The organism is Lysinibacillus cavernae (assembly GCF_009724685.1).
Taxonomy (GTDB): domain Bacteria; phylum Bacillota; class Bacilli; order Bacillales_A; family Planococcaceae; genus Lysinibacillus; species Lysinibacillus cavernae.
In genome coordinates, this window is the sequence record NZ_WMEF01000001.1 from 827,255 (window position 1) to 840,463 (window position 13,209).

Annotated in this window: 14 protein-coding genes; 10 read left to right on the top strand and 4 right to left on the bottom strand. The window is 39.5% G+C overall.

Annotation, left to right across the window (positions count from 1 at the left end):
* Window positions 1-32: 32 nt before the first annotated feature.
* The gene (locus GJU32_RS04035) at window positions 33-902 is read right to left on the bottom strand and encodes a YitT family protein (RefSeq protein WP_155590639.1); all 870 of its coding nucleotides are present in this window, start codon (window positions 900-902) and stop codon (window positions 33-35) included.
* 114 nt (window positions 903-1,016) lie between these two features.
* On the opposite strand from GJU32_RS04035, the gene GJU32_RS04040 reads away from it, so the two are divergent.
* From GJU32_RS04040 to GJU32_RS04065, 6 genes are all read left to right on the top strand, one after another.
* Window positions 1,017-1,352: a nucleotide pyrophosphohydrolase gene (locus GJU32_RS04040; protein WP_155590640.1), complete on the top strand. Its 336-nt coding sequence runs from the start codon at window positions 1,017-1,019 to the stop codon at window positions 1,350-1,352.
* Window positions 1,352-2,149: a 4-hydroxy-tetrahydrodipicolinate reductase gene (gene dapB / locus GJU32_RS04045; protein ID WP_155590641.1), complete on the top strand. Its 798-nt coding sequence runs from the start codon at window positions 1,352-1,354 to the stop codon at window positions 2,147-2,149. Before GJU32_RS04040 ends, dapB begins: the two co-directional genes overlap by 1 nt.
* Before the next feature lie 19 nt (window positions 2,150-2,168).
* The gene (mgsA, locus tag GJU32_RS04050) at window positions 2,169-2,573 is read left to right on the top strand and encodes a methylglyoxal synthase (protein ID WP_155590642.1); all 405 of its coding nucleotides are present in this window, start codon (window positions 2,169-2,171) and stop codon (window positions 2,571-2,573) included.
* Window positions 2,574-2,606: 33 nt separating this feature from the next.
* Window positions 2,607-3,752 carry an N-acetyl-alpha-D-glucosaminyl L-malate synthase BshA gene (bshA, locus tag GJU32_RS04055; RefSeq protein ID WP_155590643.1) on the top strand — a complete coding sequence of 382 codons (1,146 nt, stop codon included), beginning with the start codon at window positions 2,607-2,609 and terminating at the stop codon, window positions 3,750-3,752.
* Window positions 3,739-4,917 carry a CCA tRNA nucleotidyltransferase gene (locus GJU32_RS04060; protein WP_155590644.1) on the top strand — a complete coding sequence of 393 codons (1,179 nt, stop codon included), beginning with the start codon at window positions 3,739-3,741 and terminating at the stop codon, window positions 4,915-4,917. Before bshA ends, GJU32_RS04060 begins: the two co-directional genes overlap by 14 nt.
* A gap of 366 nt (window positions 4,918-5,283) precedes the next feature.
* Window positions 5,284-6,267, top strand: a complete 984-nt coding sequence (locus GJU32_RS04065) for a biotin--[acetyl-CoA-carboxylase] ligase (protein ID WP_155590645.1) — start codon at window positions 5,284-5,286, stop codon at window positions 6,265-6,267.
* 48 nt (window positions 6,268-6,315) lie between these two features.
* Here GJU32_RS04065 and GJU32_RS04070 read toward each other — a convergent pair whose 3' ends face one another.
* Genes GJU32_RS04070 through GJU32_RS04080 form a run of 3 tightly spaced genes read right to left on the bottom strand, consistent with a single transcriptional unit; the run spans window position 6,316 to window position 8,069 of the window.
* On the bottom strand, window positions 6,316-7,152 hold the full coding sequence (locus GJU32_RS04070) for a DUF4097 family beta strand repeat-containing protein (protein WP_155590646.1): 837 nt from the start codon (window positions 7,150-7,152) through the stop codon (window positions 6,316-6,318).
* A gap of 1 nt (window position 7,153) precedes the next feature.
* The gene (locus GJU32_RS04075; RefSeq protein ID WP_155590647.1) at window positions 7,154-7,756 is read right to left on the bottom strand and encodes a DUF1700 domain-containing protein; all 603 of its coding nucleotides are present in this window, start codon (window positions 7,754-7,756) and stop codon (window positions 7,154-7,156) included.
* Window positions 7,749-8,069, bottom strand: a complete 321-nt coding sequence (locus tag GJU32_RS04080; RefSeq protein WP_036124518.1) for a PadR family transcriptional regulator — start codon at window positions 8,067-8,069, stop codon at window positions 7,749-7,751. The genes GJU32_RS04075 and GJU32_RS04080 overlap by 8 nt, the downstream gene beginning before the upstream one ends.
* 616 nt (window positions 8,070-8,685) lie before the next feature.
* Between GJU32_RS04080 and panB the strand changes: the two genes are divergently transcribed.
* The 4 genes from panB (at window position 8,686) to GJU32_RS04100 (ending at window position 13,160) form a co-directional block, all read left to right on the top strand.
* On the top strand, window positions 8,686-9,522 hold the full coding sequence (gene panB, locus GJU32_RS04085) for a 3-methyl-2-oxobutanoate hydroxymethyltransferase (RefSeq protein ID WP_155590648.1): 837 nt from the start codon (window positions 8,686-8,688) through the stop codon (window positions 9,520-9,522).
* A complete protein-coding gene (gene panC / locus GJU32_RS04090; RefSeq protein WP_155590723.1) occupies window positions 9,522-10,376 on the top strand; it encodes a pantoate--beta-alanine ligase in 855 nt (284 codons plus the stop codon). Before panB ends, panC begins: the two co-directional genes overlap by 1 nt.
* Window position 10,377: 1 nt before the next feature.
* The gene (gene panD / locus GJU32_RS04095; protein WP_155590649.1) at window positions 10,378-10,761 is read left to right on the top strand and encodes an aspartate 1-decarboxylase; all 384 of its coding nucleotides are present in this window, start codon (window positions 10,378-10,380) and stop codon (window positions 10,759-10,761) included.
* A 239-nt stretch (window positions 10,762-11,000) separates the two neighbouring features.
* On the top strand, window positions 11,001-13,160 hold the full coding sequence (locus GJU32_RS04100) for a 5'-nucleotidase C-terminal domain-containing protein (RefSeq protein WP_155590650.1): 2,160 nt from the start codon (window positions 11,001-11,003) through the stop codon (window positions 13,158-13,160).
* Window positions 13,161-13,209 lie beyond the last annotated feature (49 nt).

Sequence of the window (13,209 nt, forward strand, 5' to 3'; positions counted from 1 at the left end):
ACCACTATAACAAGTTTTTTATCTTCGTATGCTTAATGAAGTGGTTGCTTTTGATCGTCAAGTGTAAAGCCTTCGCCTGCCACATCTCGGACTTCTATTATAGAAACGAATGCGTGCGGATCGACTTCATGCACAATCGATTTTAATCGTACAACTTCATTGCGGCCAATAACACAATAAATAACTTCTTTAGGCTGCTTAGTAAAATGTCCATGACCTTCTAAAATCGTGATACCTCGCTCCATTCTTAGAGCAATCGTCTCAGCAATCACACCAGACTTTTCAGATATAATGAGAGCACCACGTGCAGCATAGGCACCTTCTTGTACAAAATCAATCACACGTGCACCAACAAATACAGCGACTAGTGTATACATCATCGAACGGGCATCTAGGAATGTAAGCCATGACAGGATAATGACAATGGCATCGAAGACAAACATGGTTTTCCCCATACTCCAACCAAAATATTTATGCCCAAGCCGAGCCAGAATGTCGACACCACCTGTAGTGCCGCCAAAGCGAAAGACAATACCAAGTCCTAGCCCGACAAATAAACCAGCAAATAGAGCAACCAGCAACATATCATCCTCTAAATGAATAGTAAATTGATACTTTTGGAAAATTTTCAGAAACAGAGATACGGATAAAGTACCTACAAGTGTATAGACAAATGATTTTTTTCCAAGTAATCGATAACCTATAATAAACATTGGGATATTTAATAACAGGTTCATTAAGGCAGGGTCCCATCCTAGTGTAAAGTATAGTATGAGTGTAATTCCACTTAGTCCACCTTCACCCAGTTGATTTTGAATGTTGAAGTGAACAAAGCCGAAGCTGAAAATGGCAGCTCCGAGCATTATTGCGATAATATTACGAATTTTAATCTGTTTTAGCATTTGACCTCCTGTAGTCCAAACAAATGAAGTGGTATTATCTATTATCTGACATTTTATTGGTTTTGACAACAATGGTGTAAATTTTATACGATGGTAAGTAGGAGTGTGATTTTAATGACTGATCAACTATCAATGCAAGCATTGCAACAGCGTGTTGATGATTATATAGGACAATTTAAAGAGGGATATTTCCCACCATTCGAGCTACTAGCGCGTTTAACAGAAGAATTAGGTGAACTGTCACGTGAGGTTCAAGATGTTTATGGACAAAAAAAGAAAAAGAGTACAGAGGACACAAATAGTATCGAAGAAGAGCTAGGAGATTTTTTCTTTGTACTAGTATGTTTTGCAAATGCACAAGGTATTAAACTGGATGAAGCTCTTTTACGCGTCATACATAAATTTGAAACTAGAGATAAGGATCGTTGGACTAGAAAGGATGAAGAATGATGTCGATTCGTGTAGCCATTGCGGGAGCAAGAGGAAAAATGGGAGCTGAGGCTGTACATACAGTCATGAAACATGACAAAATGGAATTAGTAGCTGTACTAGATTATAAGGAAGTAGGAAAAACTTTAGCTGATTTAGATATGTTTCCAGCAAGCTATACGGTACCTGTATTTACGGAAATGCACGAACTTGTAGAAGCAACTGCACCAGACGTATTAGTGGATTTAACTAACCCACATTCAGTATACAAACATACGAAGGAAGCATTGAATTTAAATGTACGACCTGTAATTGGTACAACAGGATTTACAGATGCACAACTAGAGGAATTATCAGCCATGGCCAAAGAAAAAGAATTAGGTTGCATTATTGCACCGAACTTTGCGATTGGCGCTATCCTGATGATGAAATTTGCAAAAGAAGCGGCCAAATATTTACCAGATGTAGAGATTATTGAAATGCACCATGATCAGAAGCTTGATGCACCATCTGGGACAGCAGTAAAAACGGCACAACTAATACAAGAGGTCCGTACGCAAAAGACTCAAGGGCATCCAGAAGAGAAAGAAACCATTGAAGGTGCAAGAGGTGGTGACTTTGATGGCATGCGCATTCACTCCGTACGATTACCTGGTTTAGTGGCACACCAGCAAGTATTATTTGGAGGAGATGGGCAGCTACTAACGATTCGCCATGATTCATTAAACCGTAACTCCTTTATGTCGGGCGTTGCGTTTTGCATAGAAGAAGTTATGAAAATGGATCAGCTTGTTTATGGTTTAGAAAACATCATCTAAAGATTGGGATGGAAGCTATATGAAAATCGCATTGATTGCACATGATCGAAAAAAAGATAATTTAGTACAGTTTGCTATTGCTTACCAAAATATTTTACATGAACATACGCTATATGCAACAGGCACAACAGGACTGCGTGTGATTGAAGCTACTGGTCTAGAGGTCACACGCTTTCGTTCAGGGCCACTTGGTGGCGACCAACAAATTGGCGCTATGATTGCCAATAACGAAATGGACATGGTTATTTTTTTCCGGGATCCTTTAACAGCACAACCACATGAGCCAGACGTTTCTGCACTTATTCGTCTTTGCGATGTTTACCAAGTGCCACTGGCGACAAATATGGGAACAGCAGAAATATTACTAAAAGGCCTGCAAGAGGGCTTTGTGGATTGGAGACTGATACAAGAAAGACGTAATTAATAAAAGACGTGATTTAGAAAGGATGATCATCGAATGAAAAAGCTAAAAATCGGCATTACCTGTTATCCAACAGTTGGAGGCTCTGGTGTAATTGCAACAGAATTAGGCAAAATGCTTGCAGAAAGAGGGCATGAAATTCATTTCATCACCTCAAGCGTACCATTTCGATTGAATAAAATTTATCCAACCGTCTTTTTCCATGAAGTCGAAGTTAATAATTATTCAGTGTTTCAATATTCTCCATACGATATTGCATTAGCGAGTAAAATGGCAGACGTCATAAAGGATGAAGAGTTGGATGTGTTGCATGTGCATTATGCCATTCCACATGCAGTATGTGCGGTATTAGCACGTGAAATGAGTGGGCGGAATATCGGCATCGTCACAACACTTCATGGCACAGATATATCGGTGCTTGGGCAGGATTCTACGCTTTCACAGGCCATTAAGTATGGAATTGATAAATCTGATATTGTGACAACCGTGTCACAGGCTTTAAAAGAACAAACCTATGAATTGATCGATACAGTAAAACCAATTGAAACGATTTATAACTTTGTGGATGAACGTGAATACTTCCCTCGAAATTCAGGGAATTTAAAAGCGCAATTTGGTATTCAAGAAGATGAAAAAGTCCTCATTCATGTTTCTAACTTCCGTAAAATTAAAAATCTTCCCCATATTGTCGACGCTTTTATGAAAATTCGTGCCAACATGAAAGTAAAGCTCTTATTAGTAGGAGATGGCCCAGAAAAGCACCGAGTAATGGACCAAGTAAAGGAAAGTCCATATATGAAGGATGTTTTATTTTTAGGGAAACAAGAAAACTTGGCTGAATTGTATGCAATTAGCGACCTGAAATTGTTACTTTCTCAACAGGAATCGTTTGGACTGGTTTTATTAGAGGCGATGGCTTGTGGCGTACCTTGTATTGGCTCAAACGTAGGTGGTATCCCTGAAGTCATTGAACATGGCGTAGATGGCTATATTGTGGAATTAGGGGATACAGACGCAGTTGCAGCGTATGCGACTCATTTATTGCAAGATGAAGAACAATTATTGCGTTTCAGAGAAGCGGCAATCCGTGCAGTAAGTGAAAAATTCCACTCATCAAAAATTGTTGAACAATATGAAAATCTGTATGCGAAGGTTGCGGAAAGAAATCATGCAAAACAATAAAGAATGGCAGGCAGCCTATTCAGTAATTGAACAACTAGAACAGGCAGGCTTTGAGGCGGTTATTGTGGGTGGAGCTGTAAGAGATGCCTTACTTGATCGTCCTGCCCATGATGTAGATGTCGCTACAAACGCTACGCCCGAAGAAGTAAAATCTATTTTTCAACGGACAATAGATATTGGGATTCAGCATGGGACGGTACTTGTTATCGTACCCACTGGACCTGTTGAAGTGACAACCTATCGTACAGATGGGGAATATATAGATCATCGTAGACCTGAAAAAGTACAGTTTGTCCGTTCCCTACAAGAAGATTTACAACGTAGGGATTTTACCATGAATGCCATCGCAATGCGTCGTGATGGCTCATTTGTGGATTATTACGGTGGGGGCCAAGATATTGAAATGCGCGTTATTCGAGCTGTAGGAAATGCCCAAGAACGCTTTACTGAAGATGCTTTACGTATGCTGCGAGCGATACGCTTTTCAGCACAGCTTGATTTTACAATAGAAGCGACTACACTCACTGCGATAAAAAATAAAGCGGCTGATATAGCTTTTATTGCAAGAGAACGTATTAAAGCAGAGCTCGATAAGCTATGGGTAGGAAATGCTGTTTTTGGTGGTATACAAAAATTAGAGGAAAGTGGTTTGACAGCCAATCTAACAGGTGATTTTCATGCTGAGCAATGGCGTGGCTTTCATACACAGGACAAGCTCTTAGGCTGGGCATATTTTGCCTTACTGCAAGGAGCAAATTGGCGTGAAGTACTTCGAGAATATAGACTGTCCAATAAAGAAATGGCGTTTGTCCAATCGGTTTTGAGCGCATATGAAGCGTTAAAAGAGGGATGGACAAACACCCATTATTTTATGTACACAACACAGGAGCTAGAGGCTGCACTGTATTTTGCGAAGCTGCTTCAACTGGACGCTCAGTTCCCACAGCAACCTATTCAAGAATTACAAGCAAAGCTACCGATTAAACATAAGCAAGAACTAGTGGTGAATGGGGCAGATCTATTAAAATGGTCTGGTAAAAAAGGTGGACCATGGGTAAAAGCTACATTGGAGGACATGCTTACGGCCATTCTTCATTACGAACTTCAAAATGACCGACAACAGATTAGGAACTGGCTAGAACAGCACTATTCCCATGAAGGATAATCTTACTTTTAGCCAAATACATCTTCATACAACAAGCCGTCTCTAAAAATGTGGGACGGCTTTTATCTTGATTTTAGCAACTGATTTTGTGCCGAAAGCGAAGCGTCAGGTACAGGCGATTCCCTCCACTATAAGAGGAAGGTGAATGCTTGTTTTGCCTTTTTCTTTGGGAATCAAACGCCTCTGAATAGAGAAACACCATCAAAAAGTGCCATGTCCTTTGACAATGACGCCGAGGAATAATTGATTGTATGACTGCGTTTAAATTCACCATCTCTGGTGGTTATTTCGTATAATTTACAGTATGATAAAGACGATATAGGTTACATAAAAAATAGCTGAGTATACTAAAGGATTGATGTGAACATGACAATTTCCATGAAGGATGAAATTTTAAAAAGAATACTGGCTGCTGATGGTGAAGCAGTTTCGGGTCAAGAATTAGCAGATTCTCTTGGTGTCTCAAGGACGGCAGTGTGGAAACATATGCAGACGCTACAGGAGGAAGGGTATACTTTTGAAACGATAAAGAAAAAAGGCTATGTCTTGACAGGTGTGCCAAATAGCTTAAGCCCAGCACAGATTGAGCTTTTTTTAAAAACAGAGCATTTTGGACGTCAAATTCATTATTACGATATTGTAGATTCTACACAAACAATTGCCCATAAGCTTGCGCAGGAGGGAGCACCACACGGTACAATTATTATTGGTGAGGAGCAAACGGCAGGTCGTGGTCGAATGGCTCGTCCTTGGGAATCTGCACATGGTACAGGGATTTGGATGACCATTATTGTACGACCTGATGTCACACCCCAGCAGGCATCATCCTATACACTTGTCGTGGCAGTAGCAGTCACGATGGCCATCAAAACATTATATCAACATGTAGAACCAGCCATTAAGTGGCCCAATGATTTGCTGATTAATGGCAAAAAATGTACAGGCATTTTAACGGAAATGCAGGCAGAGGCTGATCTTGTTCAAGCTTTACTTGTTGGGATAGGGATAAATGCTAACCAAGTAGTTGCCGATTTCTCACCTGATATTGCTGATATTGCCACTTCACTGCGATTAGAAGCAGGAGAAGAAATCAATCGTGCAGCATTGGTGGCATCTATTTTACACTATTTAGAACAATTTACAGAGTTATATGTAGAAGAGGGATTCGCAACCATAAAAACGCTGTGGCAGCAATTGTCCTGTACAATAGGCCAACGTATTGAGGTAACGACAATTCGTGAGCGCTTTGAAGGCATTGCTAGTGGGATTACAGATGATGGGGTCCTCCAGCTGACTCAGGACGATGGGACGATTCGAACAATCTATGCAGGTGACATTAAAATATTATAAAAAGAAGCTGCAAGGAAAGAAAAATCTTGCAGCTTCTTTAAATTAGCTTTATTTTAGTGACACGTTTAAATCACCATGTGACAAGGAAACATTTAACTGGTTGTTTTCTTTGTTTAATTGCGTAACGGTACCACTTTGTTCTTCATCATTAATGGTTACATCACCAAAACTTGTTTGTAAGTCATAGCCTAGATCACTTTGTTTGTTTTGTAAGTGCAGTGTCGTATCGCCAAAGCTTGACGTAATGGTTGATTGACCATTTAATGTTCCATCTATATTGATATCACCATGCTCACTTTCAATGTTGACGCCGTTACTAGCGTATTGTTGAAGCGTTAAATCACCAAAAGACTGAGCAATCTCTGTACCCTCACCTGTCGTGTTAGTGAAGGTAATATCCCCGTAATCTTGCATCAGTTCAAGCTGTTGATAATGTAGCCCATGAATGGTTGTATCTCCAAAGTTACTGTCTATCACAACCGAATCTATTTTTGTTTCTTTTGGGATATAGAGCTTAATAGAGGGAGAAGAAAAATTACTAAAGCCAAATTGAAAACCATCTTTTTTCTTCGCCTTTGTTTCAATGGTTAAAATGCCATTGTCAATATGATAGGTTACGTCTTGCTGCTCAAAGACCTCTGTCTCTAATTTATAGTCGTTATCACTTACAACAATTTCAATATCGCCATAATCATTCACTATATTAATATTTGAAAACTCTTCTAACGCATGAGACTGACTAACTAATTTAGTATTACTTGGCACGTGAAGACCATCATCATCTTTAAGAATAAGCCAGCGCCCACCTGAAAAATAGCCGACTAATGCAAGTAAAATACCTAATGCAACCATCGTCATAGCAATGAGGGTATTTTTTGACGTCATTTTAGAAGCCCCCTTTCCGTTTTTTCGTTATTTTGTGAAATAGTCTTCCTAATGTTTCAACAGAGACAAGGACGATTTTCTTAATAATGCGAGCGACAATTGGAAAAAGGAAAACACCTAAGCCCGTAACAATCAAACCTACACCCATAAAGAGAAGGGCAGTCGGCCAATGCTCTGTTAAGATGAAGAATCCTGCAATAAGGACAGCAACGCCACCAGCAAAAATACTAATAACTGTAGCTCCAATTGCAAAAATAAAGCTGATAATGACTGCGCCGAATGAAAAAATAAGTGCAATCGCTGTTGCAAGTAATGGCAATGAAAGTGGTGCAGACAGTATAGCTAGAATAATTAGCCAAAGGGTTGTCATATTCTTTTTTGTCGATCTTGCTGAAGCAGTTTCTAAATCCTTTAAAGCGAAATCAGCTAGTATTTGTGAGGCGACATGTGAGGGGGAGCCTAGTTGTGAAATAACCTGTTGTACATTCTCCTCTCCTGCTTCCTCAAAGTATTCTTCATAATAAGCAAGCGCAGCGTCTAACTCATGCGCAGGAAGCCGACGTAATTTTCCTCGTAGCTGTTTCAAATAGCTTGCTCTATCCATCTAAATTCCCTCCTAAAAGTACACAGTCAACCTTTTCTTTATACACTTGCCATTCTTTTAATAGCTCTAATAAGCGTATACGTCCTTGTTCTGTAATTTGATAATAGCGCCTATTTCTGCCTTGATAGGGCTGATCGTAGGTTGTTAAGTAATGCGCTTTTTGTAAGCGGCGTAATACGGGGTACAGTGTAGATTCCGAAATCTCCATGACCGATTGTACTTGCTGCGTTAAGGAATAACCGTAAGCGTCCTCTTTGTCAACGATGGCCAGTACACAAGCGTCAAGTAAAGCTGAACCAAGCTGAAATGTCATCTTTTCACCTCACATGTAATACCTATACATCAGTTTATATTATATGCCGTATAGTATAGGGATAGTATATGACGTATAACATTGATTGTCAATTTTTTCTTGATTCAGCAAAATTTCTATGAATTGAAAGCATAGTGGAAGATACAGAATAATTCCTCCTTTGCAGATGCTTGTTTTGATTTTTTTTAGTGGGCGTTCAAACATCTACTGAATTAATATAAGGCCACTGCCGATGCGCCAGCTGCAATGACGCAGAACTAAAATTGATTAAAGATAAATTTTTCCAATAATGTTGGCGAAGATATTGTAAGAAAATAATATTTGAAGATTAATAGGAGAATCTGTTATAGTATGTGCAGAAGGGCAGTATCCATTGTGAACGGCACCTTCAAAAGCGCAAGATCCCATACTAACAAATATCTGCCTTGATCTTTTAAGACAGGGACGGAAGAAAACAATACGTTCAAACATAGCTTTTACGTTTGCAAGCTATGGTCTCTTGTCGAGAACTTTTAACAAGAGGTTTTTTATCAATGAACGAAACACTACCCTTCTGTCTATTTTCGGTACAGAAGGGTTTTTCTGTTTTCTTCCCTTAAAAAAGGAGGACTACAAAATGAAAACAACTACAGATTTTTTAAAGATGAAAGCAGCAGGCGAGAAAATTGTGATGGTTACGGCATATGATTATCCAGCTGCTAAATTCGCTGAGGACGCTGATGTTGATATGATACTAGTCGGTGATTCACTTGGAATGGTCGTACTTGGTTATGATTCTACAATGCCAGTGACTGTAGCGGATATGGTTCATCATGCAAAAGCGGTGCGACGTGGGGCCAAAAATACGTTTATTGTTGTTGATATGCCATTCGGTTCGTATCATGGCGATGTCAATGAAACATTAAAAACAGCCGTTACTATGATGCAAGAAACAGGTGCCGATGCCCTAAAGGTGGAGGGAGCAGGAGATATCATTCCTGTTATTCGTAAATTAACGTCGGCTGGTATTCCAGTGGTTGCTCATTTAGGCTTACTGCCACAATCAGCAGGTGTGCTTGGTGGTTACAAGGTACAGGGGAAAACGGCTGAGCAGGCTGCCACACTTATTGAGGATGCAAAACAATGTGAAGAGGCTGGTGCTTGTGCAGTTGTGTTAGAATGTATCCCACATCAGCTGACAGAGATTGTTTCAACCAGTCTTGTGATTCCAACGATAGGCATAGGAGCAGGTGTAGAAGCGGATGGACAAGTGTTGGTGTATCATGACATGTTAAGCTACGGCTCGCACCATGTGCCAAAGTTTGTTCAACAATTTGCTGACATGGGAAAAGAAGTAAGGACAGGCATGGTTCGCTACGTTGAAGCGGTGAAAGCAGGTACTTTCCCTGCACCAATACATTTCTTCACGATGAAAGAGGAAGCGTTAGATCAGCTATACGGGGGTGTCAAATGATGAAAGTTGTAACGACTATACAAGCATTAACTGCAGAAATTCAGGCAGCTAAGCAAGGACAAAAAACAATTGGGCTTGTTCCGACGATGGGCTATTTACATGAAGGCCATTTAACATTGGCGCAAACAGCTCGTGCAGAAAATGATGTCGTTGTGATGAGCATATTCGTTAACCCAACACAATTTGGCCCAAATGAAGATTTAGAAAGCTATCCTCGTGATTTACCTAGAGATATAGCCTTGGCAGAGTCTGTCGGTGTAGATATTGTGTTTGCACCAAGTGTGGAAGAAATGTATCCCCAAGATGGCGGAATTCGTATCCATGCGGGTGAACAAGCAACGATTCTTTGTGGAGCGAGCCGCCCTGGTCATTTTGATGGTGTTTTACAGGTTGTCTCTAAATTATTCAATTTAACACTGCCAACACGGGCTTATTTCGGTCAAAAAGATGCACAGCAAGTTGCGATTATTGCTACGATGGTACGTGATTTTAATTTCCCTTTAGAAATGCGCGTTGTACCAATTGTGCGCGAGGAGGACGGTTTAGCGAAATCTTCTCGTAATGTCTATTTAAGTGAGTCAGAGCGACAAGAGGCACCTGCGATCAATGAGGCATTACAATTGGCACGCGATAGCTTTTTAGCGAACGGTGATGTGGATAGCGCACTTGCAAAAGCAAAAGCTCATATTCATGCTCGAACACATGGCCGTATTGATTATATTGAATTATTAGCATACCCTGATTTAACACCAGTGACAGCTGCAACACAGCAAGCCCTGTTGGCAGCAGCCGTCTATATAGGTAAAACACGCTTAATCGACAATTGTATTTTTACTGTGAAAGAGGGACTATAACATGTTACGTATGATGATGAATAGTAAAATCCACCGTGCAACAGTGACACAGGCGGATCTTAATTATGTAGGGTCAATAACAATTGATGAAGATATTTTAGATGCAGTAGGTATGCTGGCAAACGAAAAAGTACATGTCGTTAATAATAATAATGGCGCTCGTTTTGAAACATATATTATTGCTGGTGAACGAGGCTCGGGAGTGATTTGTGTCAATGGCGCAGCAGCAAGACTTGTACAACGCGGCGATATTGTGATCATTATTTCCTATGTGTATGTAGATAATCATGAGGCTAAAGATCATAAACCAACGGTAGCCATTATGGGAGAGGGCAATATGATTAAAGAAATGATCGCACACGAGCCTGAAGCGACAGTGATGTGAAAATGAGTTTTACAGCAATTGTGTAAGTTTAATAGCAGATAGGAGGATGGCAAAGCAAAGCCAATCCTCCTTTTTTTACGATTGAATTTATTATAAAAGTATCTGGTAAAATTTCGCTTTCATTACTATTAAACTATTTTTTAAAATTATAATTTTACAAATGTTCTAGTATTTTGTGTCATATTTATGTAGAATTTAGTTGTAAGTACATCAATTTACTAATGGAGGTATCTTTTGTAATGGAAAATAAACGTAGCAAATTTTTAACAGTAACTGCAGCAGCCTTAGCAGTAACAGCGGTAGCGGCAGCGCCAGCATCAGCGGCAAGTCCATTTTCAGATGTAAAAGAAAGTCATGCAGATTATGAAGGCATTGTTACACTTCATGCAGCAGGGATTATCAGCGGATACACAGATGGTACATTTAAACCAGATACAAATGTCACACGTGGACAAGCTGCAAAAATGATTGCAGGTGCATTAAAGCTGGATACAAAAGATGTGGAGAATCCAAACTATACAGATATTGATGTATCTAATCCATTTTACGGCCCAATTGCAGCACTTGCAGGATTAGATGTCATTACAGGTTATGGTGACAACACATTCCGTCCAAACCAAACGATTACACATGGTGATTTAGCAAAAATCTTGGCATCTATCCAAACATTACCAGAGCTAGAAAGTGCTAAAAACCATGCGGCTAGCGATAATGTTACACGTGGTCAACTAGCAACTTTAATTGCGGAAGCTCTAACAAAATCAAACACAGAAACACCAGAGACTCCTGAAAAACCTGAAACGCCAGAAAAACCTGAAACACCAGAAGATGCATTTTCATTATCGATTTTACATGTGAATGATACACATGCTCGTGCTAACGAATTGCCTAAATTAGCTACAGCAGTAAAAGAGCAGCGTGAAGCTAAAGAAAATGTACTAACATTACACGCTGGTGATGCATTTAGCGGTACATTATACTTTAACGAATTCCATGGGAAAGCTGACCTTGCACTATTAAATGAAATTGGTTTTGATGCCATGGTATTTGGTAACCATGAATTTGATTTAGGTTCATCACCTGAAGGACATCAAGCACTAGCAGATTTTGTTAAAGGTGCTAAGTTCCCATTCGTTGGTGCCAATACAGATTTCTCAGCAGATGATAAATTCACAGGTTTATTTACAGACTTAGTTTCAAGTGAGCCTGAGAATGGTAAAATTTATTCAGGTATTGTGAAAGAAATCGATGGAGAAAAAGTAGGTATTTTTGGCTTAACGACAGAAGAAACATTGGATATTGCTTCTCCTGGTAAAGTAACATTTACAAACTATATTGAAGAAGCAAAAAAAGCAGTGGCAGCCTTTGAAGGCATGGGCGTCAACAAAATTATCGCTTTAACACATATCGGTTACAATGATAATCCAAATGTAGATAATGATATTTTATTAGCGAAAAACGTACCAGGCATTGATGTGATCGTTGGTGGACATGACCATACGAAATTAGACAAGCCATTTGTTGTTGATACAAACACAGTGGGCGAAGCAAAAGACGCGACATTAATCGTACAAGCAAATGAATATGTAAAATATTTAGGTACTCTTGATGTAACATTTGATGGAAATGGTGTTGTAACTGAGCATGGTGGCGAATTAATCGAACTTGGTAAAGTAGCAGAAGACCAGACATTAGTGAAATTACTTGAACCGTACAAAGCAAAAGTAGATGAAGTTAGTAGCAAGGAAATCGGGGTAAAAATTGCTGAAGAGTTAGCAAATCCACGTGCAACTGAAGAAAAACTTGAAAGTGTACGTAGCAATGAAACAGCTCTAGGTAATATCATTACAGACGGTATGCTAGCAAAAGCTCAAAAATATACAGATAAAACTGTTGTGATGGCATTGCAAAATGGCGGTGGTATTCGCGCAGCAATTCCAGCTGGCAATATTACAGTTGGTCAGGTAATTACTGTATTACCATTTGGTAACACATTAGCATTAATGGATGTTACTGGAGCTGATTTAAAGGCAGCATTTGAAGTATCTCTGAAAAGTGCACCGAAAGAAAACGGTGGTTTCCTACACATTGGTGGAGCAAAACTACAATATGATTCATCAAAAGAAGTAGGCTCACGTGTTGTATCTATCGAATATTTAGATAAAGCAACTGGAAAGTATGTTGCTTTAGAAGATAATAAAACATATACAGTGGCAACAAATGCTTTCACTGCTAAAGGTGGAGACGGCTTTGATATGTTTGCGAAAGCATATGAAGAAGGTCGTGTTACAGATTTAGGCTTATCTGACTGGGAGAACCTACAAGAGCAATTGCTTTCACTAAAAGAAGTGAAAACAACAACAGAAGGTCGTATTGTTGATCTTGCAAAAAAACAATAATACAACAGGTAGAATAATTTCAAATTGATTCACTAATTTGCGTAACCTT